This is a genomic window from Fibrobacter sp. (assembly GCF_045601785.1).
GTDB lineage: Bacteria > Fibrobacterota > Fibrobacteria > Fibrobacterales > Fibrobacteraceae > Fibrobacter.
The window spans coordinates 1-26,971 of sequence record NZ_JAZSAF010000087.1 but is presented as its reverse complement, the minus strand read 5'-3'; the positions used below and the strand labels follow the sequence as shown (position 1 = coordinate 26,971).

The window sequence follows — 26,971 nt, the reverse complement described above, 5'->3', positions numbered from 1 at the left end:
TCACCGCAAACGGCGTAAAGATGGCACAGGATTTGGGAGCAACACTCAAGAGCGACGAGGAATTCAGCTACATCACCTCGGGATTCGTGCGCACGAACGAGACTGCGAACAACATATCAAAGGGGCGCGGAGAAGCGAACCCGCCAAAACTCATCACGAACTACGACATCACCGGCAACTGGTTTCTGAAAATTTCTGCGGATTCGCTTGCGCAATACGCGACAGGGCTCGGCATGAAGGGAAGCTCCGTGGAACTTATGGCCCACTGGGCCTACGGAGAGCCCTATCCCGATGCATTCTACGAACTTGCTCCCCGCACCGAGGAATTCATGCAGACCATCATCCTAAAGAACTTGCCCAAGTGGAAACGAGTAAGCATCATGGTTTCGCACGACATATTCGTCATGCCCTTGGCCGTATTCGGCTCCGGAGGGAAAGTCGCACTCAAGTACCACGAAGACTACCACTGGATAAACTACATCGCAGGACTCGCCGTCATCATCGACGGTGAAAACAACTTGCGCTACATCCCTGTGAAAGGCGCCGATTCCGGCGTCATCGACTACCTTGCCATCTACATGGCAGAGCATGGAATTAAGAAATAGGAAAGGCGGACAAATGCCCGCCTTCAAATTTTCCACTTCGTTCTTCGTTTGCGTTACGCAATCTTCTGGAAGAAATCCATAAGCAGATAAAGTGCCGGAGCTGCGAGGTAGAAGGAATCGCAACGGTCAAGCACACCACCGTGACCCACGAACAAGTTTCCAGAATCCTTGGTGCCGCTCCAGCGCTTGAGTGCGCTCATCAGGAGGTCGCCCACCTGCCCCGCGACAGTTACCAAGAGGCCAAGGCCAATCGCCTTCGCCCAGTCGATATCCACATTAAAGCACCCGAGAGCAGCACTGCACTTGGCCCAGTAAGCGACCCAGGCGATAGTCGCGACAGAACCTGCGACGGAACCTTCCCAAGTCTTTTTCGGGCTGATGCTCGGTGCAAACAGGTGACGACCAAAGGGACCCTTGCCCGCCGCGAACTTTCCAAAGAAATACGCCACCGTGTCGCAGAGCCAGCACGAAGTCATGACCAAGATAAACGGATAGCAGTGTTCGAAACCCTGGCCGTTACCCATCATGAGTACGTTCATGCCGCCCCAGAGGCCCACATAGAGTGGGGCGCCAAGCTGCATCACGAGCCACGGGAACAGGTGATCGATTTCAACTTTCGCAAAAGCCACACCGATGTAGATTGCAAAGATCACGAGGAAAGTCATGCCCACCACGTAGGGCACGGCGGGAAGTCCGAAATACGCACCCTTGGAAAGCGCCCATGCAATCGTGAGCGCGAGGGATGCGGCGAACGATAGGTAGCGGGTATCGGGACCCTTGTACATCTTGCAAGCCATGCCGGCCCATTCCCAGGCACCGACGGCGGCGATGAAGCACATAAGGCCAATGCGGCTATAGTCGTTAAACCACAGCAATGCAAATACAATTGGAATGGCGACAAACGCCGTAATTAAACGCTGCGCAAGATTACTCATGCAACACCTTCCCAAAACGTCTCTCTCTAGTGTTGAAGAATTCGACAGCTTTCAAGAATTCTTCCTTGGTAAAGTCGGGCCACAGCGTATCCGTTACATAGAATTCGCTGTAGGCGGCCTGCCAAAGCAGGTAATTCGAAAGCCTGAATTCACCACCCGTGCGGATGACGAGATCCGGATCGGGCGCCCCCTTTAAGTACAAATTCTTGGCAAACAGGTTCTCGTCGATATCTTCGGGCTTGAGCGCCCCCGACGCCACTTGCGCGGCAATCGACTTTGCGGCATCTACGATTTCTTGCCTGCCACCATAAGAAATAGCAAGGTTAAGCTGCATGCCCGTGTTGCTCGCCGTCTTGTCGATGGCGGACTGCAGGCTTGCACGCGGCTTCTCGGGCAAACGGTTCATGTTGCCAATCACCGTGAGCTTCACGTTCTTTTCCATGAGGTCGGGGATTTCCTTCACCACCATCTCGATCAGGAGGTTCATCAGGTAATCCACTTCCTTGGACGGTCTGCCCCAGTTCTCGGAGCTGAACACGTAAAGCGTCATGTGCTCGAGCTTCAGGTTTACGCCGACTTCGACCGCATCGATAGTCGCCTGGGTCCCCTTGCGGTGACCCAAGAATCGCTCGAGACCACGGCTACGGGCCCAACGCCCGTTACCATCCATTATGATAGCGACATGTCTAAGCTGATTTGCCACGAACGCCCCGGACTACACCTTGAGGATGTCTGCTTCCTTTTCGGCCAGAAGAGCGTCTATCTTTGCGATAGCCTTGTCGGTAGCCTTCTGAATTTCGTCCTGCTGTTTCTTGACTTCGTCTTCGGGCAGTTCCTTGTTCTTCTTGAGGGCGTCGTTAGCATCGCGGCGGATGTTACGGATTGCCACGCGGCCTTCTTCGGCATGCTTGCGGGCAATCTTTGCAAGTTCCTGACGGCGTTCAGTCGTAAGAATCGGGAGGCTCACGCGGATGCAATTTCCGTCCTTCATCGGGGTAAGGCCGATGTTTGCAGCAAGGATTGCCTTTTCGATCGGATCCACCATGGTCTTTTCCCACGGGGACACGAGCAGCATGCGCGGTTCCGGAACAGAAACCTTGGCCACCTGGGAAATCGGGGTCGGAGTGCCGTAGTAGTCGATACGCACGTCGTTCAGGATAGCGGGGCTAGCCTGGCCTGCGCGGATCTTGGAAAATTCACGTTCGGTGGCCTCGATGGCCTTGTCCATTTTTTCGGTATATTCTGCCATAGTTCTTTGCGTGTTAATAGTTTTTAGTTATCAGTTACTAGTTGCGAAATATAGATAATTGAAATTGCAAATTCCAAATAAAAAGAGCTTTTACAAGAGAAAATTCTAAATTTGGCAATATGCCCACAAAAAAGCCCAAAGTTTTCGTTGTCCACTTAGGATGCGCCAAGAACCAGGTCGATGCAGAGAACCTGGTCGGAGAAATGCTAAACGCCGGATTTGTGACCTGCGACAGCGCCGCCAAGGCGGACTACATTCTGGTGAACACCTGCGGATTCATCGAAGCCGCCAAAGAAGAATCCATCAATGCAATTCTCTCGCAGATTAACGGCAAAAAAACGAAGCAGAAGCTGATTGTGTCTGGTTGCCTCTCTGGCCGCTACGGCAAGGAACTCGAAAAGGAAATCCCTGAAGTTGACTACTGGATTGGCACCTACAAACCGGGTGAACTTTTGAAGAAAATGGGCATTGTCGCCCCGCAGAGCTGCGATGCCGAAAACCTGCCGCGTATGAACCTGGGCGGATTCAAGCACCACGCCTACCTAAAGATTGCCGAAGGCTGTAACCGCCGCTGCGCCTACTGCGCCATTCCCTTGATTCGTGGCAAGCAGGTGTCGCGTAGCATCGAAGACATTGTAGAAGAAGCCAAAGAACTTGAAGCACAGGGCGTCAAGGAAATCACGCTGATTGCCCAGGACACGACCTACTTCGGCCGCGAAAAGGGCAAGAAGGGCGGCACGCTCGCGGAACTTTTACGCGCGATTCTCGACAACACGAACATCCCGTGGATCCGCACGCTTTACTGGTACCCGATGTTTGTCGACGATGAACTCTTGGACCTGATGGCAAACGAGCCACGCCTCGTGAAGTATGTGGACATGCCGATCCAGCATGCAAGCGACAACGTGCTCAAGAATATGAAGCGCAACTACCGCAAGAAAGAACTCGTGGACATTCTGCACAAGATTCGCGAGCGTATTCCGGGCGTTACGCTGCGCACCACGGTGCTTGTCGGGTTCCCCGGCGAGACGCACGAGGACTTTGAAGAACTGATGGAGCTGTTGGAAGACATCCTGTTCGATCACTTGGGCGGATTCGTATTCAGTCCCGAAGAAGGCACGCCCGTGATGGAAATGGACTTGCCTGCGGTCGACGAAAGCGAAGCACGCGCAAGGCTCGATGCGGTAAACGACTTGCAAGAAGAACTCGATGCACAACATGCCGAGGCGATGATCGGGAAAACGGTCCGCATTATTATCGACCAGATTGCCGAAGAAAGCGAATACCACTTCTACGGACGCACCGAAGGCAACTCGATGGAAAACGACGATATCGTGAAGGTGCTGGAAGGTGATGCCGACGTGGGCGAATTCCGCGATGCGCTGGTGGTGGACGCCGAGCCGCACGAGCTCATTGTGAAGCTGCTGTAAGATGGAAGAACCCAAGCACAATTATCAGCGGGATTTAGATTACATTATCCGCAGGCTGGAACGCACCGGCGAAGTGCCGACGCTTTTGCTGCACGCCTGTTGTGCACCCTGCAGCAGCTACACGATTGAATACCTGTCGCAGTATTTCAAGATTACGCTTTTCTACTACAATCCGAATATCGCGCCTGACGAAGAATACCGTCACCGCGTCGAAGAAATCAAGCGGTTCGTCGCCGAATTCAAGACGAAGCATCCGGTCACGCTGATTGAAGGCGAGTACGACCCGAAAAAATTCTACGACACCGTTCGCGGACTTGAAAACGAACCCGAAGGCGGTGCGCGCTGCCGCAAGTGTTTTGAGCTTCGCCTCGCTGAATCGGCTAGGCTCGCGAAGGAACTGAACTGCGAATACTTTACGACCACGCTCACCATCAGCCCCATGAAGAATGCGCAGGTGCTGAACGAAGTGGTGCAGGAACAGTGCGATATTTACGGAATCAAGCGACTCCCCAGCGACTTCAAGAAGAAGGGCGGCTACAAGCGCTCCATCCAGCTTTCGGCGGAATACAATTTATACCGACAGAATTACTGCGGCTGCGTCTACTCGCGCCGCGACGCGGAAAAGCGGGATGCGGAGAAGCGCGATGTCGAAGCGCATGATGCAGCTAAAGACAGCGCTGCGGCGCAATGAAATGTTCGGCGAAGGACGCCGATGCCGCCGATTAACAACCAAAGATGACTATAGGGTGCCTCAATACCGCATGATAAGCCCCGCAATTTATTGGTTTGCATATATTTTTCATTTAAATGATTATTTATATGCCTCCTACGCGGAATTCAGAACAAAATAATCGGATTTTGGTAAAAAAAACAGCATAGGCGGCATATAATTTCGGCAAAATAAAACTTTTATATGCCTTTCCCTTGTGAGTTTCTCTCCAAACATCACCAGGAGGCTGTATCAAGGCATATAAAAAGTCGCTGTATAGCATTTTTATATGCATCACCCCCGTTTTTCAGCCTCAAAAAAGCCCGCGATAATGATGAGTTTTTCAGCAGAGGCATATAATTAACAAAAAAAATCAAAATTATATGCCGTCATCATAAAACACCCCTATTTAAAGAGCCATTCGGCATGCCTTAACCGTGGTCGGCTTTTCATTTTGCAAAATACAGTTTGCAAAATGATCCTTTTTTGTTTGTATTTTTCCCTACCAAGGAGAATCATATGGACACCGTAAAAAATTACAGCACAAAAAAAATTGACATGGCAGAAATTGTAGCGGAACGGGACTATTTAAAATCGCTTCTCGGGACAATAAAGTATACAGCGAAACACCCGAAGGAAAGCCTGCGGGTTCTTACCAGAAAAAACAGCTTTCAATATTACATCATAAATGAAAAGGGGGACCATAACGGGACATTTATTCCACGTAAAGACATCCGCAAAGCGCGAACAATCGCCCAGCGCGACTACAATAAGGCGGCATCGAAAACTATCAAGAAGCAACTAGCTATCATCGATGCATTTCTCGCAGCATACCGCCCGAATGTAGTCGACGAATTATTCGCAAAGTTGCATCCCGGACGCCGCGCCTTGGTGACGCCCGTGCGCGAAACCGACGACGATTTCGTTGCAAGTTGGTTGCATTTCCCCTATACAGGTAAGCCTTTCGAAATCAATGCTCCCGAATTCTACACGAGCACGGGCGTGCGCGTCCGCTCAAAATCCGAAGTCATCATCGCGGACGCGCTCAACCGCGCTGGCATTCCCTTCCGCTATGAATTCCCCACAAGCATCAGGGGGTGGGGAACACTTTACCCTGACTTCACCTGTCTCGACAAACGCACCCACACAGAAGTTATTTGGGAACATTTCGGCATGATGAGTGATCACGATTACGCAGATGTTGCCATTCAGAAAATTTTACGATACAACGAAAACGGCTATGTTCTGGGCAGAAATTTCATCGCAACTTTTGAGACCGCCGAAACGCCACTTAATCTTAAGCAGGTGCAAACCTGTATCAAGGCGAACTTTTCATAGCCATTATTCGCATGAACTTTGGCAAGCCGCAACGACATAAAAGAAAGCTAGAATAACCGGAAATCGACTTATAGAAGTTTCTTACGAAGACTTTCCAGGCGACTCAATGCCTCGATTAGAGTTTCGTCTTTCTTGGCGAAGTGGAAGCGGATCAGGTGATTCACCGGTTCGCGGAAAAAGCTGGAACCCGGCACTGCGGCGACACCCACTTTTTGCGCGAGGTCAATACAGAACTGGTCATCGGACTTGTAGCCGAATTCGCTGATATCCATCATCACGAAGTACGTGCCCTGCGGCTCGGTGAACTTGAAGCCCAGATTGCGCAGGCCACCGGTAAAGATTTCCTTCATGTGCGTGTAATGCGCCTGCAGTTCTGCGTAGTAATCGTCGCCAAAATTGAGGGCGGTGAGTGCAGTTTCTTGCAGCGGCGAGGCGGCGCCCACCACCGTAAAGTCGTGAATTTTCTTGATGCAGTTCATGATGGGCTCAGCAGCGAGCACATAGCCCAGGCGCCAGCCCGTAATGGAATAGCTCTTGGAAAGGCTAGAACACTCGATGGTACGTTCGCGCATGCCCGGAAGCGTCGCAATATAAGTATGACGGTGCGGCGCAAACACGATGTGTTCGTAGACTTCGTCGGTGATTACATACAAATCATATTTGATGGCGAGGTCCGCAATAATCTGCAACTCTTCGCGGGTAAAGACTTTTCCGCTCGGGTTCGACGGATTGCAAAGTACGAGCGCCTTCACGCCCGGCTGTTTCATGGCATCTTCGAGGACGTTTGCGTCAAAGGTAAAATCGTGCGGATCGAGCGGCACGTAAATCGGAGTCGCCCCACTCAGAATCGTATCGGCGGTATAATTCTCGTAGAACGGCGAAAAGATGACCACCTTGTCGCCCAGATTGCAGACCGACATCATCGTGATCATCATGGCTTCGGTACTGCCGCAAGTGATGACCATTTCGGTTTGCGGGTCGTAACGGAGTCCGCTGAAATGTTCCTGTTTCTTGGAAAGCGCTTCGCGGAAATTCTGGGCGCCAATCGTAAGCGCGTACTGGTGCGGGCCCGTGTGGGCGACTTCGGCCAGGCGGTCTTGCAAGGCCTTGGGCGGATCAAAGTCCGGGAAGCCCTGCGAAAGGTTGATGGCACCGCAAACGTTTGCAATGCGCGTCATGTGGCGAATGACCGATTCCGTAAAATGTTCCGTACGACTGCTTAAAGGCTTCATGGTAGTAAATGTAGAATTTTCATAAATTATCCGAATCAGATTATCCGTTTTGGATAATTAATATGTTGACATAACCGAAGCGGGTCACATATTTCGCCAGAACTCGTATTTAAGTAGACTTTTGGCGAAAAACATACACAATTTTCGCCAAAACTCGTATTTTCGTTGACTTTTGGCGAAAAATATTATAGATTAACAGTATGAGCATCATTGGAAGAAATACCGAAATTCAGCTGCTGGAGCGCCACGTCGCCTCTAAAAACGCGGAATTCATCGCCCTATACGGTCGCCGTCGCGTAGGAAAGACATTCCTTATCAACCAGACATTCAAGGACAGATTCGCCTTCTCAATGACAGGCGTCTTAGACGGCAAGAAGGACGAACAAATAAGCGCATTCCTAGACGCGATGGACATCTTCGGATATGAAACCAATGAGCGCCCCCAAAATTGGATGGAAGCGTTCTCGCAACTACGCAAGGCATTATCAAGCAAAATTTCAAAAGAGTCACCCTGCATCGTTTTCATCGACGAAATTCCAAGCCTTGACACGCAAGGGTCCGGATTCACAAAAGCCCTCGGACATTTTTGGAACAGTTGGGCCGGGAACCAAGACAACTTCAAACTCATCGTATGCGGTTCGGCAACCTCCTGGATGATCAAGAACCTTATTGATAGCAAGGGAGGACTCCACAACAGGATTACACACGAAATAAAGCTTTTGCCCTTTACGCTCAAAGAAACCGAAGAATACCTGCAGTCCAAAAATTTCACCTGGACCAGGCAAATGATTTTGCAGTCGTACATGTTCACAGGCGGAGTCGCCTATTACCTCAGCCTTTTCGACGAATGCGAGAGTCTCGCACAAAACATAGACAGGCTCTATTTCTCGGAAAATGGAGAAATGCGCCGCGAGTACAAGCGACTTTTCAAAACACTGTTCAATGCGGCAGAGCCCTACATGCGAATCGTGGAAACCCTCGCTCAAAAGAAGCAAGGCATGACGCGCAAAGAACTTATCGAAGCTATGAAATCCGAAAAAGGAGGAACGCTCTCCGAACAATTGCAAAATCTGGTAGAATGCGGTTTTATCCGAAAATACATGGTGCGAGAAAAAAAAGTCATCAAGGAAAACAGCGGAATCTACCAACTCATCGACCCATTTACCCTGTTCCACCTATATTTCAATGACAAGGCAAAGGGCGACAGCCGCTTTTTGGAAAACCACATCAACACCCCTGTCATAAACACTTGGCTAGGGCTTTCGTTTGAAAAAGTCTGCCTGCTCCACGTACAGCAAATCAAGGCCGCGCTCAAGATAGACGGAATTTCGACACAGCAATACTCCTGGCGAAGCAAAAGCAAAAAGACACCGGCTCAGATAGACCTGATAATCGACCGCGCAGACGGAATGATCAATCTCTGCGAGCTAAAATATTCCGAAACAGATTACGCCCTTAGCGAGACGGAATACAACAAGATGGAACGCCGTTTTGCCGCATTCCTCAACGAAGCAGAGACACGCAAAGGCATCTTCAAAACGCTCATTACGGCAAGCCCCTTGAAGAAGAACCAATACTCGGAATCTGTCGCCGTCAAACTGACTGCGGATTGCTTATTTTAAGGAATAGCAAACGCCAGCCCGATGATTGGGGCTGGCGTTGTGCGGATTCAAATTCTTGTATCCCAGCTTTGGCGGGGAGGATTATTCTGCGTCCTTGACGCAACGGACCAAATTAAATTCCTTTTTGCGCGAATAGTCCTGATAGGGATACGTTTTTCCATTACTCAACCAATAATACTCCCTCCAAGCATCATTTTTTACTGTATTTTTGAAAACATTAGACTGAAAGACTCTGATATCACTTTCTGTAGGCAGGTGGAACCCATCGGGACAAGCATACTGGGCAGCCCCCCATTTATAGAATCGTCCGTATTTTTTACAATTGTAATGTTTATCATTGAAGCACTTATCATCACTAGTTCCCGTACTATAATTCAAGTTTTCGGCAAACCATGTTTGTCGGGTTCTAGTTTCATTTATTTGCTTTTCTCCTTTAGAATCGTAATTTGATTGAATGTTATAAGAGAGATCAAAAGACATTATCCTGTAGCTCTTACCATCTCTTGGATCAACAAAAGAATCATATTGGGAAGAAACTGTATCCAAGTCTAGATTTCCAGAGACACTTTTCGCAGCCGTTTCACTCCCTTGCCGATTGTTGTCGGCGAAGTTGTCATGCGACTCCCTAATACACCGAACAGAAAAACCATTATCAGAAAAAGAATGTTCACAACCACCTATTCCAGGATTTCTGCTAAACCCAACAGTTATTACATCTCCAAAACCTGTTTTCCCTGATGTCCAAAAAGAAGTTTCGTCGGCATTGTTGCTCGTCACGCTACTCACACAACCTGCAGGCAAAATGGAAAATCCATAAGCATCAAGCCCATTTCCGTCGTTTGGCCAACCACTTTTTGATTTCAACACGGCACCTGCAATTTTTTTCCCACCCACAAAAGCAAACAACGAATTAAAATCCTCTACACTAGGAATTTTCCATCCTTTGGGACAAAGATCATATTTAGATATTCCCCAACCTCCATACCCCTTGTAGATTCTGCCATACTTAATGCAATTATGCGGATTTTTTTCATAACAATAGCCACTAGAATGTTCATAATTCAAGTTCTCCGCCATCCATGTTTGATTGCCCAAGGTAACAGTTTTATAGCTTTGACCGTCACGGGAATCAACCAGAGTTCCGATTGTGTAAGCATATTCATTATTTTGAACACATCGGACAGCCAACTTTTCTTGTTTCTGTATCGGAGCAATCAGCTTATCTAAATCTACATTATCCGTAATAAAATACGTCTTACCGTCAGAAGACAAAAACATATGATAAGCAAAATCGGGATTGCTATCGGTCGGAGTAGAACTCCAAAATGCAGCACGTTTTTCTCCCGCCCTCACAATATTTGGCTTTGCACTAAACCCATACCAGTTAAGGACATCAATTTTTTTGACCCTCTGAAAACTCCAAACACCTTTTAGTTCTTTTCCTTCTGCAGTGGAAAAGAAATCATCTTTGATTGGAAGGAGTCCTTCTGTTTCAATAAATAAAATTTCAAATTCGGCCTTACTGGGCAAATGCCAACCATCAGGACAAGCCTTCAAAGCATCTTCCCACAAGAAGGAGTCTTTTTTAAACTGGATATTTTCGGCCATCCATACTTGGGAACCTATTTGAATAGTTTTGTAGACATGTCCATCACGGTCATCTTTAAATTTACCTCGAAAGACATCTAATTCATGTTGTCTTGTATCACGTGCTTTCTTTTTGGCGGCCTCAAAATTTTTCGACCACGCCTCAGTTTCCCTTTTCCTTTTTTCATCTTTTACATTCTTTTCACCAATATATTTTTCTTTTATTAAAAAAAGAGGGCATGTTTTTTTAGACTCAAAACTTTTTGTCCAATGTCCGCAATCAACATTATCAAGTTTTGTACCGTCATCACACTCATAAAAGCCTTCCACAAAAACAGTCTCTATGATTACCCGCGATTTCGAATAAGACCGTTGACATTTGGTTTCTTTTGCAGCCGCAAAAGAAACCATAAATGCAAGCAAGCATAAAGCAATTTTCAATGGCATATTTCGCCCATCACTTTTTTTTACGCATCATTTTCCAGCTCGCAGTTTACATTTCTTTTGTTCTTTCGGGGTAAGGGTCGGATCATCGCAATTAGATTCAGTACCTTTTATTTTACCCTGATCATTCCAAATCATCGTCCCTAGCAAGCCTCTTTTTATTTCATCATCGGAGACAATAATGGACCCAGAACATTTACGTATACCGCTATCTTCTTTATAAAAGAAGCCATTGATACAGGAGCAAGTCATCGCCGTAGCTCTTCCAGATGCGTCCATTAAAAGATCTTCGCCATCAGGACTTTTGGCAAAACCAAGGACATTAACAATAGATTTCTTTTCCTTTTTGCACGAATAAATCTCTTGACCATTCAGGTAATAGGAATAATTCATAGAATTGTTTGATGACACAATTACTTTATCGCCCCAGTTTATAAAGTGGAATTTTTCCTTCATTTCGTTATTAAGAGCCATACATTCTTCATAATCTTTATCCCCCTTCTTTCGCGGGTAATTCTTTGGCGGATTTTTCTCATCACAATAAGATCGGAAAAAACTTTCATTCCACCATTGAAGGTAATATTTACCAGAAGAATTTTTTTCATTAAATTTCACCAATGCCGAGATTGCATAATCCGACCAAAAATAAGTTGGTTTTCCAATTGCGTCATCACGAGATCGTTCCGGCGATTTTCTGGTTTTATCAACTAACACATCTAAGCACCGTTTACCAAGACTATCAAGCCAAACCTCTGTCATAGACTTTTTTGGTCCAACAGCACTCACATAATATTTTACACGATATCCATCTTCAAGGAGTTCTTCTTTTAAACCAAGTTTTATTCCGGTCTCATAATTTGACAAGTGAAAATCCGTTGAACCAATATTTTCTATACAAGATTTAACAAACTTTCGTTGGTCTCCGCTTTTCTTAACCGCATCAAGTTGTGCGATTTTGAAATCGATAAAAGCCATCTTAATCCTGACTTTTAGCTTAGGCCAAGCATCATCATAAAACTCCTCGCATTCGTCGCTAAGCAGCTCTTTCTGGGGGGTCTTTGGGCAGGTTTCTTCAACAGCATTCCAATTTGAAAAATCTGCTTCTATCGATTGAATATCCTGCAACAAACGTGCTTTTCTCGAGGCATCTATTTCCTCATTTGCCTCTACATCCGATTTCAATCTAGCAATCGATTTTTGCTTTGATTTAAAGCTACCATCCAATTGGACATTCTGAAGATTGACTGCCATAACGGAAGCAACAAAGCATGACACACTCAAACATATCTTGAACAAATAATTTCGCATAAATTATCTCCTTTATATTTACCAATTCATTGTTTTCACGTAACGACCAGACTTGTTTGTTTCGTCAAAGAAGTCTTTACCAAGAACGTCGGCATTCTTGCCCCATTCAATCAATGGTGCATAGGGATTCGGTGTATTCGTTCTTAGCGTAAAATTACGCAGGTTGTACAGATACGTCTGCATATCAAAATTTTTTAGCGTCTGGACCAGCATGTGACCAAGCAACACCATAAACGGATTGGAATCCTTCTCCTTGTATGACACGGAATAAAGCGTGAGCGACATCAAGAAATCATCGACATCGTTTTCGAATTTTGTACCATGAAATTCAATTCCATACCAGCCGTTTTCAAATTCAATTTTCTGGAATGTTTCCTTCGTGCGGGAATCTTCCACAAATTTCCGAATTTCTTCGATATCGGCTTTTTTGTTTTTCCTTTCCGCAATCCAGTTATACGCCTTCCCGAGCGCGAAACTAATAGCACTTGATATTATCGGAGAGACAATTTCCATAAGGCACATCCTATAATGTTAATTTTCTTACACCAAATGTAAACAAAAAAAAACAATGTCAAGTGTTTTTGCGAAAAAAGCCTTTTTTTGGCGAAATTTTTACAAAAAGAGACAGCGCGAGGGTCTCAAAAAGCCAAATGTTGGAAAAGGCAACAAAAATGCCTAAAATTATATTGGAAAAGGTAACACAATTTACTACAAAGTAATAAAAATATGGTGTTTTTGATTAAAAATCAACGAAAATGAGATTTTAGTCAAAATCAAATTTTTTCCTTAGATCAAATATGGATTGCCGCGTCGCCTACGGCTCCTCGCAACGACTTAAAAGCTTATTTTCTAAATTGTCTCTTATGTACGATCCGCGCTTTTTACCCATCTGCAAAGAAGACCTGGAGGAACTCGGCTGGGACTATGTCGATGTGATTATCATTAGCGCGGACGCCTACGTGGACCACCCTTGCTTTGGGCATGCCGTGGTCGGTCGCCTTTTCGAGCATGAAGGCCTGCGCGTAGCAATCCTTCCGCAGCCGAACTGGCGCGACGACTTGCGCGATTTCAAGAAACTCGGCAAGCCCCGTATGTTCTTCGCGATTTCTAGCGGCATGGACAGCATGGTGAACCACTACACCGCCGCCAAGCGCCTCCGCAGCGACGACGCCTTTACACCAGGAAACAAGGCGGGTTTCCGCCCGGATTACGCAACTTACACGTACGCAAAGATTTTAAAGAAGCTCTACCCCGACGTTCCGCTGCTGATTGGCGGACTCGAATCGAGCCTGCGCCGCGTGACGCATTACGATTACTGGAGCGACAGACTTAAGCCTAGCATCCTTTTCGATACGCAGGCCGACATTCTCGTGTACGGCATGGGCGAAAAGCCGCTCAAGGAAATCGTGCGGCTCTTGAAGAAGGGCGTACCGTTTTCAAGTCTGCATTCGATTCCGCAGACGGCCTACCTCGCGCCCAAGGGACAAATCCCGACGACCAAGCAGTGGGAAGACTTGCGCCTCGCAAGCTACGAGGAATGCCTCGCCAATAAGCGCAATCAAATCGAGAACTGCCGCAAGGTGGACATTGAATGCAACAAGTGGTTCCAGCGCCGCATTCTGCAAGATGTCGCGGAACAAACCGTGGTGATCAACCCCGCGTACCCGCCGCTGGAATACGGCGAACTCGACGAGAGCTTCGAATACCCTTACGCCCGCGAACCGCACCCGCGTTACAAGAAACGCGGCAACGTGCCTGCGTTCGACATGATCAAATTCAGCATCAACACGCACCGCGGCTGTTTTGGCGGATGCAGTTTTTGCGCCATCAACGCTCACCAGGGCAAGTTCATCGCAAGCCGCAGCCGCGAAAGCATTTTGCGCGAAGTCGATCTGATTACGAAGATGGACGGATTCGCCGGCACCATCACCGATTTGGGCGGCCCGAGCGCCAACATGTACAACATGCGCGGCCGCGACCCAAGCCGTTGCCAAAAGTGCGCACGCCCCAGTTGCCTGACGCCGAAAGTCTGCGACAACATGGACACGCATCACCACGAGCTCCTGGAACTTTACCGCGAAGTGCGCAACCACCCGAAGGTAAAGCACCTGTTCATTGGAAGCGGCGTGCGCTACGACATGCTGCTGCAAGAAACCGACGACCAGGAACTGATTCGCGACCACGAGGAATACGCCCGCGAACTGATTGATTATCATGTGAGCGGGCGCCTGAAGGTGGCCCCGGAACATACCAGCGATGCAGTGCTCAAGCTGATGCGCAAGCCGAGCTTTACCTTGTTCCACAAGTTCAAGGAATTCTTTGACGACGAATGCAAGCGCATCGGAAAGCGCCAGCAGATTATTCCTTACTTTATCAGTAGCCACCCCGGATGTACCGAAGCCGACATGGCGGAACTTGCACTCGAGACAAAGCAGCTCGGATTCCAGCTGGAACAGGTGCAGGACTTTACGCCGACACCGATGACGATTGCAACCGAAATGTTCTACAGCGAAATGACGCCGGACGGAAAGCCGCTTTACGTGGCGAAAACGCCGGAACAGAAGCGGAGCCAGCGCCAGTTCTTCTTCTGGTACATTCCCGAAAACCGCCCGCAGATTCGCGCCACACTCGAGCGCCTGAAACTCGGCAAGATTGGCCGCCTATTGCTGAGCCGCAGCGCAAAAGCCGAAGGCAAGGAATTCTTCCCGAGCAAGGAACGCGAAGAAAACGAAGTCTACCGCGAGCGCGAACAGCAGAAACGCGAACAGCGCGCCGTCACCATCGTGCCGCAGAAATCCGGCGACAAGGGCCGCTGGGAAAACTCCGCCCGCAAGGAGAGGCGCGCAGCACAGTTCGGCAACAGCGGAAACAACGGCGGCGATTCTCGTGAAAACCGCGGCAACAACCGCGAAGGGCGCCGCGAAGACAATCGCGAACGCCGCAACTTCCGTGACGACAACCGCAACAGCAATTTCGGCAACGGTGAGCAGCGCAAGAGTTTCCACAGCGACCGCAAATTCAACAGCGGCGACCGTCGCGATTTTCGCAACAGCAAGTCAAACAACCGCGGGGGCGGCAATCAAAGCAACCGCAGCAACCCGCGCGGAAACGACAAGCGCAGCAATTCTCCGGTGCAGTTCAGTTCAATGCGCAGCGGAAAATAGTCCTTCCCATCAACTAGGATTTTTACTATGGAATGGAACGCAGCAACAAGAGAATATATTGACGCGCGCCTAAAGGACAAGGAAAAATCCCTTGCCGCCTATGCCTGCAAATCTGCAGACGCGTTTCGCTTTCACGCAGAATCCGAAGACATCCGTCCGAATTTTTTTCATGACTCGGATAGAATCATCCATTCCTACTGCTACAGCCGTTACATCGACAAGACGCAGGTTTTCTACCTCGTCGAAAACGATCACATCACACACCGCGTACTCCATGTGCAACTTGTTTCCAAAATTGCAAGGACCATCGGCCGATTCTTGAACCTGAACGAGGACCTGATCGAAGCCATTTCGCTCGGGCACGATGTCGGACACACACCCTTCGGCCATGATGGGGAACGCATTTTGTCGGAATTCCTTCAGAAGCAGAACGAAGGTATCTTTGAGCACAATGTCCAAAGTTTCAGGCTTTTTCACGACATAGAGGCCTACGGCAAGGGACTGAATTTGACCGCACAGGTCCTCGATGGAATCATCTGCCACAACGGAGAAATTCTGCAGAACCACTACGGCTGCAACCGCAGCAAGACCCCTGAAACACTTCTGGAAGAATACCAGAATAGCTTGAACGGGTCACTCAAATCAAAGGCGATGGTCCCCATGACTTTGGAAGGATGCGTCATGAGAATTTCAGATGTCATCGCCTACATCGGCCGCGACATCGAAGACGCTATCATACTGAAGTTGGTGAAGCGCGAAGACATACCCCGAGAAATCACGGATGTACTCGGCAACAAAAACGGCGATATCGTCAATACGCTCATCGTCGATATTGTCAATAACAGCATCGACAAAGAAACACTATCCTTCTCGCCGACCGTCTTTGACGCACTGAATCAGCTGAAAGAATGGAACTACAAGAACATCTACCTCAATCCGAAGAAATCTTCGCAGGATGCAAAGATCAAGACGATGTTCCTAACCGTTCTAGAGGAATGCATGGAAGAACTTGATTCTTCCAAGAAAGTCACCGGAATCAACCACTGGTTCAATTCGATGAACGAAGCATACAAGGGCAAAACTTCCAAGCCACGCGTCGTCGCAGACTATGTCTCCGGAATGACGGACGATTTCTTGATGAACACCTACAAGGAAATCGTCATCCCCAAATCTTTCGGAATCAATTTCTCTGATTCACACTAGGAGTGTGCAAGCACGCTCCACCATTCGCCACTTTCGCGTTCAACTTTCACCTTGAAGCCGACTTCTTCGAACCACTTGAGGATGTAATCCTTTTCGGTCAGGAGCTGTCCCGAAATAATGAGTTCGCCACCATCGGCGAGCAAGTCTTCAATGTCGTCGCGGAGCGGCCAGAGTTCGCTGCGAATCATATTGCAGAGAATCACGTCGAACTTCGCACCCTCCTTGAATGCATCCAGGAATCCCAAAATACAGTCGCTTTCCTTGAAACCGTTGCGTTCAAAGTTTTCGGCAATGCACGGGATCGTGAGCGGGTCAATTTCGGTACCCACGGCAAGCTTTGCGCCCAAGCGTCGGGCGTACATGGCCAAAATGCCGGTACCCGTTCCGATATCAAGCACGGTCTTACCATTAAAATCAATCGATTCCATCAAAGTCGCACAGCTACTTGTGGTATCGTGTTCGCCAGTACCGAAAGCGGTCTTGGCTTCAAGTTCAAGCACCACGGCTTTGGGATCGTCAGGTGTAAATTCAACCCAAGGCGGACGCACCCACAAATGCGGGGAAACAGACACCGGCTGCGCACGGTCGCGCCACCACTTGTCCCAATCCTTCGCGGGTTCTTCGCTAACAGCAAAATGATACTGCGGAAATTCGTTTACGATACGGTCGCGTTCGGCCTTGTCACCGGTACAAAAGCAGAAGTCCGTGCGGCCATCGGCCTTCGGGTCCAATTCTTCGAGTGTCGCCACGCCGGCTTCGAAAAGCAGGTAGCTTGCGATTTCAAATTCTTCGGCAGGGCAATACCCCTCCGCCTTATACCAAGTATCTATTTTCTGCATAGCCCAAAAGTAAAAAAAGGAGAGGTTCGGCACCCCGCCCGAACCTCTATACCAAGCGCAAACACCTGAAATCGCTTGGACCCATTTATCTTTGCGTAAACAAAATTAAACAACAAAAGAAAAAAACGAGCAAAAAACACAAAAAAGTAGTTTCCAGCTTGGAACATTCCAACTTGGAACCCACAAGCCATTCCTTTCTACGTATATTTTGCGTTAAATGATCAAGACCAAGCCGCTATTCATTCACCAGTACCCCGACTGGACACGGTTCCGCTACAACGCCCAAAGCATTCTCGCTGCCTTAGGACAGACGCGGTTAAAAGAAGGCGCGCTCATCAGCACCGTCGACTTAACAAGTTCCCCCGAATCTGAGGTGCTGACTCTTGCACAAGATATTGTCGCGAACTTCGCTATGGACGGCCACGTGCTGGACACGCAAATGGTCGTCGAGGAAATCCAGAAGAAGAATGCAGCTAGGAGCGACATCCGAAATTTTGTCGGTGCCATTCAAAATGCAAAACAGCCGCTGACCATGGATAGAATTTTTGCATGGCACGCCGCGATTGGCCAAAACAAGGTAAAGAACTTTAGGGCCAAAGAGAGCCTTGCAGGGGCTTTCACCGGAGTAAGTCCTGAACGAATCCCGCTTGAAATGGAACGTTTTGTCGACTGGTTCGAAAACGATCCTCAGGACGGCGCCATCAAGGCTGCCATCGCTCAATTCTGGTTTTTAACGATACGCCCATTCGAAGACGGCAACGGACGCATCGCCCGCGCACTCACCGCCATGCTACTCACCCGCAGCGAAAACACGACTCGTTGCCAGTACGCGCTCAACGAACAATTTTTAAACGACCGCGACAATTACATACAAATTCTTTCAAAGGCGCAGGCCGGCAACGGTGACTTGACCGAATGGATCCTATGGTTCCTGCAGGCCCTGAAGAGCGCAATCGAAAACCGCGAAAAAGAAATTGCAGCCACTTTGAAAAAAGTGCAATTCCTGCAAAAGAACCAGCAGGCCGACTTGAGTGGGCGCGAAAGGATGATTATCGAAGCCGTCTGGAATGGAGAACTGCCGGCCGTATTCTCGGTAAAAGAGGTGGCCGCCTTTACCGGCACGAGCCACGATTCCGCACTTCGCGACATCCAGGACTTGATTCGAAAAGAAATCGTCCGCCCCGAAAACAAGGGCGGACGAAGCCAGAAATACAGTTTGATTTAACCGTTTGAAATTAGCAGTGCACCAGCGTGCCGAGGTCGCCCTGAACGGCGGCGCGAGTCAGGTTACCCTTTTCCATCTTGAAGACGAAGATAGGCATGTTGTTTTCCATGCAGAGAGCGACCGCTGCGGTGTCCATGACCTTGAGGCCGCGGGAAATGACTTCCTTGTAGCTGATGTCGTCGAAGCGGGTGGCTGTCGGGTCCTTGACCGGGTCTGCGGTGTAGATGCCGTCGACCTTGGTGGCCTTCATGATCACGTCGCATTCGCTCTCGATAGCGCGCAGCGCAGCGCAGCTGTCGGTGGTGAAGAACGGGTTACCCGTACCGGCGGAGAAAATCACGACGGAGCCAGCGGAGAGGAGCTTGAGGGCCTTGCGGCGGTCGAAGAATTCGCAAACCGGTTCCATGCGGATAGCGGACATCACAACAGAGTCAACGCCCTGCTTGTCGAGGGCGTCCTGCATAGCAAGGCCGTTCATCACGGTGCCGAGCATGCCCATGGCGTCGCCCTGGGCGCGGTTCATGCCGCCTGCAGAAGCAGAAATGCCGCGGACGAGATTGCCGCCGCCAATCACGAGCGCGACTTGCACGCCCTGCTTGACGATGGAGGCAATTTCGGACGCCATGTCAGAAAGAATGACGTTGTCGATGCCGTGGCCCTTTTCGCCTGCGAGGGCTTCGCCACTGAGCTTGAGAAGAATGCGTTTGAATTTGGACATAATTTTTAGTAGGAAGTAGGAAGTCAGAAGTAGCCCGTGAAAGGAAACTCTGGTAACATCCTAGGGTTAATGTTTTTATTCATAGGAAATGTAATAAAAAACGGACAAAGAGTTCCACTCGCCGCAAAAAAATGTATTTCCATATACGGTGGTTTAAAAAATGGAATGTTTATGAAAAACAAGTTTTTACTTTATGGTCTTATCGCATTAGCGCTCCCGACAACGCTTTTTGCCGACATCGTGTACCAGGGGAAGCGCGTCCAGGAATGGCCCGCCGAGGCAAGGCCCACGTTCGACAATTCCCGCGGGGCACCCCAAAGCCGCGCCCTCATGAAAACGACCGCGGTCACAACCCAGAGCCACTACGCCGCCCCCAAGGGCAAAATCTACAGTCTCACGCTCCTCGTCGATTTCTCGGACAAGCCCGCCCCCGTTACAGTGGACGAAGTCGAGGAATGGCTGAACAAGGAAGGCTTCAATAGGGATGGTTGCAACGGTTCTGTACGCGACTATTACCTCGACGTTTCCAACGGGCAGTTGGACCTCACGAACGAAGTCTACGGCTGGTACCGCGCAAAACATCCCAAGTCCTGGTACGAGAGCCAGCAAGGATACACGGGATCAGACTCGCTCATGAAAGAAGTATTCGCGTATTTCGATTCTCAGGTTGATTTTTCGCGCTACGACAACGACAAGGACGGCACTACCGAAGCCATCAACATCGTATACGCCGGCGCCGGGCAAACTTGGGGTCAGGGGCTCTGGCCGCATTCCGGATGGTCCAGCGAAAGGCGCGATGGAGTCCGGCTCACGCACCATCAGATGACGGACATGCCGGGCAAGTTTTCGATATATGTCTTTGTGCATGAATCGGGACACATGATTTTTGGCTGGCCGGACCTCTACTGGTACGGCGATTACTGCACCATGGGCAACCGCGCGAACGACCTGAACCCGGTGGCGATAAACGACTTCTACCGTGCAGACCAGGGCTGGATTCCGTTCGTGGACATCACGAGCGAAGATGTAGACAACGTAACAGGCCTCGAAGTCACGAAACCGGGTGAATTCTGCTACCGCTACAAGAACCCCGCAAGGCCGAACCAGGAAGGTTTAGTTTGGTCTTACGTGCGTAACACGGGCCGTGACAAGGTACTCGCCGGAAGCGGACTCATGATGCAACACTACGATTTTTCGATTGAAGGCAATTCCGCTGCAGACAAACTGGGACTCCGAATCGTGCATGCCAGCGCGGCGGGAAAATCAAGCGACAATCCCGGCGACCAGTGGCCAAGCCCGGGTAGCACCGCCAACACGTTCTTCATGAGCGGAACTTATCCGGAATTTTCAGATGACACCTACCCCGCTATCCGCTGGTATAACGGCTCCAAGACAGGCCTCAAGATTACTGACATCGGCACACCCGGCGAAACGCTCACGTTCTGCATCGGCGAGAACTGTTCAGAGCCCTCGTCCAGCTCGTCGACAGTGGCAAGTTCCAGCAGCGTCGCTGAAATCACCATCCAGAAAATCGCGCTCGAAACGACACTCCCGATAAGCGACAACTATGCGCCCGTAACACTCGACCTGAACGGCAGCGAAGTCGCAAGCATTCTCGGCATCAAGCGCACCGAAATTGAAGACAAAGTGAAATTCTACGGCGTAGAACCGAACGGCAAACTCGACAGCAATACTACCGGTGAAGGCACCGGCCACTGGTTCGACAAGGACGGCAAAATTGTTGCCTGGGACCCGAACGGCACCAGCATTGTGTTCTCCAACGTGGACCTCACGACCATGACCACAAAAATCGGCCACATGCCGAACAAGGTCAAGGGCGGGGAAAGTTTCACCGTAAGGCAGGCCCTCGTTTATGGGAGCAAGCAGGTCACCTTCGAAATCAAGGTGACAATCGAAGGCGGCACCACCGTCATCACCAACCTGCGCAAGGCAAAATACGGCAAGCCCGGCAGCAAGATATTCAATGTGCTCGGAAAGCCCGTCGGAGTACGCAACGCTAACGGAGCACTCCCCGATTTGCCCAAGGGCGTGTATGTCGAAGTGGCGAAGTAGGGGTGAAAGTCACACCTATTGCTTTTCGCACGGCTTTATTGTATATTTAATCGCAGAGTAGCAGTCAATCCCGCTGACAGCGTATTCGATTCGGGCGGGAAGTTCCACTATCTGCTTGAGGTCGTCGCCCTTCGCAAGCCTTGACACGCTTGAAATCGCGACAGTTGCCCTGAGGGGAACCGGCCCCTTGGCTATCAACGTAGAGCACCGTCTGCCACAAAACGCGGACGTAAAAAATCAGTCGTTCAACTGGTTTGCAAATGGCCAAAGCCCTCTGGGGCAGGCTGTTGATGGTGCTCTGCGAAAATATAATCCATTCCTTGTGCACCTCTCCGCTCTTGGTTGTTTGCAGACTACAACCGTTAAACAACCCATAGGAGATTCCCGTACCGGGAATGTTAATATGAACCGTACACAACATTTGGCCATGCTCGAGGCTATGAGAATCGACAGCAAGAACCTGCTCAAGTACCAGCAGATTTACAAGTTCGCCTACCTCTTGTGCGACGGCGTTTTCAAGATCGTATTCGCCGAAGAAAAGGGGCATTCACTCCTGATTTCGCTCTTGAACGCCATGCTCGACCTGCATGACGGCGACGCCATCAAGAGCATCTCGCTCGAAATGCAGGAATACCCCGGCATCTTTACCAAGAAGGACTGCATCCTGGACATCATCGGCACCACCAACGCAGGGGAAAAGGTTCTGGTCGAAGTCCAGCAGAAGAAGGACAAGTTCTTCAAGGACCGCGTGCAGTATTACCTCTCCCGCGTCATCGAAAACCAGGTTCACACGAGCGAAAAGTACGAACTCCCCCGCATCTATTTCCTCGGGCTCCTTGATTTCGAGATGTTCCCGGAAGAACCCGCCGAGTACATCCATCACGTAGACGAAATGTGCCACGGCAAGAAGTTCTTCCCCAAGATCCAGAAGGTCTTCGTGGAAATCGACAAGTTCTTCGAGCTCGAAAACGCCGGGACCACCAAGGACGACCACTCCGATGCCGCCCAGTGGCTCCGCGCCATCAAGGCGATTGTCAAGGAAGAAAGTGCGCCTGAAAAGATTCTGCAGAACGAGACCTTCCAGAAGTTGATGGATTCCGTAAAATTGATTAACTTTGCAGAAGAGCTTTTTAATGTCGAGGTTAAGAACATGACGGACTTGCAAGCAGAACACGAAGAAGGACTCGCGGAAGGCCGTGAACTCGGTTTTGCCGAGGGCAAGGCTGAAGGATTCGCCGAGGGTAAGGCTGAAGGCTACGCTGACGGCAAGACCGAAGGCTTTGCCGCAGGTGAAAAAGCCGAACGAGCCAAAGCCGACAAGGAAAAGCGCGAAATAGCAAAGGGCTTGCGTGAAGACGGCGTCCCTATGGACGTTATTATCCGCAGGACAGGTTTTTCTAAGGAAGAAATCGAAAGCCTGTAACCTGCATTCAATTTCGCCTACATTCTAATACTACTACAAGCCGACCTCGCAAGAGACCGGCTTTTTTGCCTCATATCATTCTACACATTTTTGCAGGCACAATCTTCGTTAAACACCTGAACATCGTATTTCCACGAGATAGCCTTGCGACAACACGGAGCCAGCAGAGAATCATCATCCTTCAAGAAATATGCATGACGTTTACAGCACATGGCAGCCAAATGCGTACAATATCGTGCTGTATCCCGCGTGTGGTGCTTCATGTGAAAACACGAAACCACAAGCATCCGGTCTTCGGCCATCGCATTCCATAACGGACCGCTATAGGAATTCGGAAGCGAACATCCACGGAGCCAAACCGCAAACGCCCCATTTTCTAGCGCGACATTCAAAATTCGCTGCTCCGCCTTAGAATGGAACGTTCCTACAAGGCACCGATGCCTTTCTCCCATCTCTGCCGCCCATTGCACAAGGCGACTATCATCTGTATCAAAATGCCGCGACGCGAACACGCTGATTTTCACTTCGGGCCCGCGCCAGAGACGCATGCTCCCTTCGCAATTAACACCTAAAAGTTTTATTTTATTCATGAAACTCCCCGTGAGGCAATAGCCGAAATATCTTCCTTTGTGCAAGGAAGTAGAGAAAAATGATTTGCATCAAGCATCTGTTTATTTGGCAGATGACTTATATGTAATCGGACGATCAACCACCGGGACTTTAATTTCGCCCCTAAGGTATTTTAGGACCCTTTCAACCTGCGAAGGCGGAACCACGACATGCTTATTACTTGGGAACCAAGCCGATTTTGAACGAACAGCCATTGCCTTATCCTTATTCTGAAGGTGAATATATTAACTCTGGAGCTAGCACTAAACAGGTGAAAGCCCGGCAACGCTCTCATAAACCGGCGTATTTACAATATACCTAATGAGTTTAGGAAATTCAAGGGTGTTTGTGGAAAAGCTTTCATTTTGCAACCAGATGTTTATACTGCGCTTTGGATGCCTTCTGCTTTGGAAAGTAATGTCGCAAAAGCAGTGTATTTTTACTCTACTTCAAATAATGCTGATTTGTCAGGTAAAGAAATAACACGAAGAACATTTCGTTCTGTCCGTTGTGTAATGGACGAAGATAATCCTTTGGCCAAAAACTAGTCAATTAACAAAAAAATTTTAACAATAAAATTAGGGCTTGAGGGGCATGCCCTAAGGAGAACCTATGTCTAAGAACAAAAAGAATATGAAAAATTCCAAGAAGCGCGTTAACAACTACAAGATGGACGCCTAAAGGCGTCTACGGCGGCGTTCGGTCATGCCAAAACGCAAGCGTTTTGACGTCTACGACGTCCGTAGCTGCGGCTCGATAATGCAAAAACAAGTTTTTTGCGCTATCTCGCCTTGCATCCTTTTGTCGCGACACTCACTTGCACGTTACTGAATCGCTTGAACCACGTTTGCGCTAAAGCGACGGCGAATGCCTGGCCGCTAAGCGGACAGTAAAGGCCGAAGGCCGTAATGTGTCCGCGTGCGGAGCAGGCTGAGCCGGAGCGTTGCTTGCTAAGCGTTTTCTCGGATGGAAAGGTGACCCCGGAACAAGTCCGGGGTGACATCCGGGGGTTTTAGGGGGTGGAACCACCTAGGCGAGGGGGTGCTGGAAGACTTGCCCTAGATCCTGCTCCTACGAACCTAACTCAACTAAGGCTACAAGTAGCCAAGTTTCGTATATCGACTACGAGCCTGCGGCTCTTCGCTCAGGATGACACTGGGGCAAGGCTGCAAGCAGGGGGAGGCGTCCCCCTCATTGGGCAAAACAACATATTACGAATTTATTATAGTTTTCTTACACATAATTTACAGATGAATGCGGCGATTCCAAATCAAGCCGAGAACGACATTCGAGAGAAAATGCTATTTTATACCCCGTAAATTTTGCAAAGTCGCAAGATTTCAGCAATTAACTGTACAACCTAATTAGAGAATTATGAGTCTTAAAATCGTTGTGCTTGCTAAGCAAGTACCTGATACACGAAACGTGGGCCCCGATGCCATGACGGAGCAGGGAACCATCAATCGTGCCGCATTGCCCGCGGTCTTCAACCCTGAAGACCTGAACGCCCTGGAGCAAGCCCTTCGTTTGAAGGACCAGTTCCCGGGTTCCACCATCTCTGTGCTGACGATGGGTCTCCCGAAGTCTGCCGAAGTCGTCCGCGAAGCTTTGTACCGCGGTGCCGACGAGGGTTTCGTGGTGACGGACCGCCCGCTCGGTGGTGCTGACACTCTCGCTACGAGCTACACGCTCGCCCAGGCCGTCAAGAAGATTGGCGACTACGACATTATCCTCGGTGGCCGCCAGGCTATCGACGGCGATACCGCACAGGTCGGTCCGCAGATTGCAGAAAAGCTGGGACTTACGCAGGTGACCTACGCCGAAGAAATCCTCTCCCTCGACGAAAAGGCCCGTAAGGTCGTTATCCGCCGCCATATTGACGGTGGCGTGGAAACGGTGGAAGCACCGCTCCCGCTGGTCGTGACCGTGAACGGCAGTGCTGCTCCGTGCCGTCCGCGCAACGCAAAGCGCCTCATGAAGTTCAAGAACGCAACCGTGGTTGCCGAACGCAAGCCGGAAGATGCCGAAAAGTACGAAGCCCTCATCGCGAAGAAGCCCTACCTGAACATTCCGCAGTGGGGTGCCGCCGACATCGACGCAGACCCTGCCCAGATCGGTAAGGCCGGTTCGCCGACGAACGTGAAGGCTGTCAAGAACATCGTGTTCAAGGCGAAGGAAAGCCGCACGCTCACCGCAAGCGACGCCGACGTCGAAGGACTTATCAAGGAACTTTTAGACGGGAAGATTATTGGCTAGCCTATGAATAACGTATTTGTATATTGCGAAATTGAGGGCACGACCGTTGTCGATGTTTCCCTCGAACTTTTGTCCAAGGGCCGCAAGCTCGCCAACACGCTCGGCGTTCAGCTCGAATGCATCTGCGCAGGCAAGGGCCTCGACGGAATCGAAAAGCAGGTGTTCCCCTACGGTGTGGACAAGGTCCATGTGTTTGACGCCGAAGGGCTCTTCCCCTACACCACCAACCCGCACGCATCGCTCGTGGTGAACCTTTTCAAGGAAGAGCAGCCGCAGATTTGCCTGCTGGGTGCAACGGTGATTGGCCGCGACCTCGGCCCGCGTATTTCCAGCGCCATGCACAGCGGCCTTACCGCCGACTGTACCGAACTCGAAATCGACAGCTTCGAAATGAGCATCGGTGGCGTGAAGAAGTTCTACGAAAACCAGCTCTGCCAGATTCGCCCGGCGTTCGGCGGCAACATCGTCGCAACGATTGTGAACCCGGAACACCGCCCGCAGATGGCGACGGTGCGCGAAGGCGTGATGAAGAAGGAAATCGTGGACGTAAACTACAAGGGCGAAGTCATCAAGCACGACGTGGCCAAGTACGTGCCGGAAACGGAATACGTGGTCAAGGTGCTGGAACGCCATGTGGAAAAGGCCAAGCACAACCTCAAGGGCGCACCGATTGTGGTGGCCGGTGGTTACGGCATGGGCTCCAAGGAAAACTTCGACATGCTGTTCGAACTGGCGAAGGAACTCCACGCCGAAGTGGGCGCAAGCCGTGCCGCTATCGACGCGGGCTTTGCCGATCATGACCGCCAGATTGGCCAGACCGGCGTGACCGTACGCCCGAAGGTGTATATCGCCTGCGGTATTTCCGGCCAGATTCAGCACCTCGCCGGCATGCAGGATTCAGGAATCATCATCTCCGTGAACTCCGACCCCGACGCCCCGATCAACGCTATCGCTGACTACGTGATCAACGGCACCGTCGAAGAGGTCATCCCGAAGATGATC

21 protein-coding genes and 1 pseudogene are annotated in these 26,971 nt (G+C 49.8%); 12 read left to right on the top strand and 10 right to left on the bottom strand.

All coding sequences use genetic code 11. The annotated features are described in order from the left end of the window. Positions 1 to 605: pseudogene (locus tag ACKI61_RS15065) on the top strand (hypothetical protein); the annotation flags it as partial. Between the two features lie 53 nt (positions 606 to 658). On the opposite strand, the gene ACKI61_RS15060 reads toward ACKI61_RS15065, so the two are convergent. The 3 genes from ACKI61_RS15060 to frr are packed head-to-tail and all read right to left on the bottom strand — an operon-like array spanning position 659 to position 2,789. Next, positions 659 to 1,540, bottom strand: coding sequence for a phosphatidate cytidylyltransferase (locus tag ACKI61_RS15060; protein WP_407458475.1), 882 nt, complete (start codon positions 1,538 to 1,540; stop codon positions 659 to 661). Beyond that, positions 1,533 to 2,243, bottom strand: coding sequence for an isoprenyl transferase (locus tag ACKI61_RS15055; protein ID WP_407458474.1), 711 nt, complete (start codon positions 2,241 to 2,243; stop codon positions 1,533 to 1,535). The genes ACKI61_RS15060 and ACKI61_RS15055 overlap by 8 nt, the downstream gene beginning before the upstream one ends. Positions 2,244 to 2,255: 12 nt before the next feature. Further along, positions 2,256 to 2,789, bottom strand: coding sequence for a ribosome recycling factor (frr, locus tag ACKI61_RS15050; RefSeq protein WP_407458473.1), 534 nt, complete (start codon positions 2,787 to 2,789; stop codon positions 2,256 to 2,258). 119 nt (positions 2,790 to 2,908) lie between these two features. Here frr and rimO point away from each other — a divergent pair, with 119 nt between their 5' ends. From rimO to ACKI61_RS15035, 3 genes are all read left to right on the top strand, one after another. Continuing rightward, positions 2,909 to 4,219 carry a 30S ribosomal protein S12 methylthiotransferase RimO gene (gene rimO, locus ACKI61_RS15045; RefSeq protein ID WP_407458472.1) on the top strand — a complete coding sequence of 437 codons (1,311 nt, stop codon included), beginning with the start codon at positions 2,909 to 2,911 and terminating at the stop codon, positions 4,217 to 4,219. Position 4,220: 1 nt separating this feature from the next. Next, positions 4,221 to 4,910, top strand: a complete 690-nt coding sequence (locus ACKI61_RS15040) for an epoxyqueuosine reductase QueH (protein ID WP_407458471.1) — start codon at positions 4,221 to 4,223, stop codon at positions 4,908 to 4,910. Positions 4,911 to 5,447: 537 nt separating this feature from the next. Continuing rightward, positions 5,448 to 6,266 (top strand): hypothetical protein, encoded by an 819-nt coding sequence (locus ACKI61_RS15035; RefSeq protein WP_407458470.1) that lies wholly within the window; start codon positions 5,448 to 5,450, stop codon positions 6,264 to 6,266. A gap of 68 nt (positions 6,267 to 6,334) precedes the next feature. On the opposite strand, the gene ACKI61_RS15030 is transcribed toward ACKI61_RS15035, so the two are convergent. Then, the gene (locus tag ACKI61_RS15030) at positions 6,335 to 7,498 is read right to left on the bottom strand and encodes a pyridoxal phosphate-dependent aminotransferase (RefSeq protein ID WP_407458469.1); all 1,164 of its coding nucleotides are present in this window, start codon (positions 7,496 to 7,498) and stop codon (positions 6,335 to 6,337) included. Positions 7,499 to 7,698: 200 nt separating this feature from the next. On the opposite strand from ACKI61_RS15030, the gene ACKI61_RS15025 reads away from it, so the two are divergent. Next, positions 7,699 to 9,120, top strand: a complete 1,422-nt coding sequence (locus ACKI61_RS15025) for an ATP-binding protein (RefSeq protein WP_297701812.1) — start codon at positions 7,699 to 7,701, stop codon at positions 9,118 to 9,120. A gap of 81 nt (positions 9,121 to 9,201) precedes the next feature. Here ACKI61_RS15025 and ACKI61_RS15020 read toward each other — a convergent pair whose 3' ends face one another. The 3 genes from ACKI61_RS15020 to ACKI61_RS15010 are packed head-to-tail and all read right to left on the bottom strand — an operon-like array spanning position 9,202 to position 12,972. Further along, positions 9,202 to 11,154 carry an FISUMP domain-containing protein gene (locus tag ACKI61_RS15020; protein WP_407458468.1) on the bottom strand — a complete coding sequence of 651 codons (1,953 nt, stop codon included), beginning with the start codon at positions 11,152 to 11,154 and terminating at the stop codon, positions 9,202 to 9,204. A 27-nt stretch (positions 11,155 to 11,181) separates the two neighbouring features. Continuing rightward, complete coding sequence (locus ACKI61_RS15015; RefSeq protein ID WP_407458467.1) at positions 11,182 to 12,459, bottom strand: hypothetical protein; 1,278 nt, start codon at positions 12,457 to 12,459, stop codon at positions 11,182 to 11,184. A gap of 18 nt (positions 12,460 to 12,477) precedes the next feature. Beyond that, the gene (locus ACKI61_RS15010; protein WP_407458466.1) at positions 12,478 to 12,972 is read right to left on the bottom strand and encodes a hypothetical protein; all 495 of its coding nucleotides are present in this window, start codon (positions 12,970 to 12,972) and stop codon (positions 12,478 to 12,480) included. A gap of 350 nt (positions 12,973 to 13,322) precedes the next feature. On the opposite strand from ACKI61_RS15010, the gene ACKI61_RS15005 reads away from it, so the two are divergent. Together ACKI61_RS15005 and ACKI61_RS15000 are read left to right on the top strand one after the other, a co-directional pair. Further along, the gene (locus tag ACKI61_RS15005; RefSeq protein WP_407458465.1) at positions 13,323 to 15,623 is read left to right on the top strand and encodes a YgiQ family radical SAM protein; all 2,301 of its coding nucleotides are present in this window, start codon (positions 13,323 to 13,325) and stop codon (positions 15,621 to 15,623) included. A gap of 27 nt (positions 15,624 to 15,650) precedes the next feature. Further along, on the top strand, positions 15,651 to 16,826 hold the full coding sequence (locus ACKI61_RS15000; protein ID WP_407458464.1) for a deoxyguanosinetriphosphate triphosphohydrolase family protein: 1,176 nt from the start codon (positions 15,651 to 15,653) through the stop codon (positions 16,824 to 16,826). Here ACKI61_RS15000 and ACKI61_RS14995 read toward each other — a convergent pair. Next, positions 16,823 to 17,665 (bottom strand): 50S ribosomal protein L11 methyltransferase, encoded by an 843-nt coding sequence (locus ACKI61_RS14995; RefSeq protein ID WP_407458463.1) that lies wholly within the window; start codon positions 17,663 to 17,665, stop codon positions 16,823 to 16,825. The two genes, ACKI61_RS15000 and ACKI61_RS14995, sit on opposite strands and share 4 nt — an antisense overlap. 217 nt (positions 17,666 to 17,882) lie before the next feature. On the opposite strand from ACKI61_RS14995, the gene ACKI61_RS14990 reads away from it, so the two are divergent. Further along, positions 17,883 to 18,890, top strand: a complete 1,008-nt coding sequence (locus ACKI61_RS14990) for a DUF4172 domain-containing protein (protein ID WP_407458462.1) — start codon at positions 17,883 to 17,885, stop codon at positions 18,888 to 18,890. 10 nt (positions 18,891 to 18,900) lie between these two features. On the opposite strand, the gene pyrH is transcribed toward ACKI61_RS14990, so the two are convergent. Further along, on the bottom strand, positions 18,901 to 19,608 hold the full coding sequence (pyrH, locus tag ACKI61_RS14985; protein WP_173567294.1) for a UMP kinase: 708 nt from the start codon (positions 19,606 to 19,608) through the stop codon (positions 18,901 to 18,903). A 171-nt stretch (positions 19,609 to 19,779) separates the two neighbouring features. Here pyrH and ACKI61_RS14980 point away from each other — a divergent pair, with 171 nt between their 5' ends. Both ACKI61_RS14980 and ACKI61_RS14975 read left to right on the top strand, forming a co-directional pair. After that, positions 19,780 to 21,681 (top strand): M6 family metalloprotease domain-containing protein, encoded by a 1,902-nt coding sequence (locus tag ACKI61_RS14980; protein WP_407458461.1) that lies wholly within the window; start codon positions 19,780 to 19,782, stop codon positions 21,679 to 21,681. Between the two features lie 403 nt (positions 21,682 to 22,084). Next, positions 22,085 to 23,104, top strand: a complete 1,020-nt coding sequence (locus ACKI61_RS14975; RefSeq protein ID WP_407458460.1) for an Rpn family recombination-promoting nuclease/putative transposase — start codon at positions 22,085 to 22,087, stop codon at positions 23,102 to 23,104. An 80-nt stretch (positions 23,105 to 23,184) separates the two neighbouring features. Here the strand turns inward: ACKI61_RS14975 and ACKI61_RS14970 are convergent, their stop codons facing one another. Beyond that, a complete protein-coding gene (locus ACKI61_RS14970) occupies positions 23,185 to 23,694 on the bottom strand; it encodes a hypothetical protein (protein WP_407458459.1) in 510 nt (169 codons plus the stop codon). Positions 23,695 to 25,087: 1,393 nt separating this feature from the next. Between ACKI61_RS14970 and ACKI61_RS14965 the strand changes: the two genes are divergently transcribed. After that, on the top strand, positions 25,088 to 25,969 hold the full coding sequence (locus tag ACKI61_RS14965) for an electron transfer flavoprotein subunit beta/FixA family protein (RefSeq protein ID WP_072807907.1): 882 nt from the start codon (positions 25,088 to 25,090) through the stop codon (positions 25,967 to 25,969). A 3-nt stretch (positions 25,970 to 25,972) separates the two neighbouring features. Continuing rightward, on the top strand, positions 25,973 to 26,971 hold a 999-nt coding region (locus ACKI61_RS14960; protein ID WP_407458458.1), incomplete at its 3' end, for an electron transfer flavoprotein subunit alpha/FixB family protein.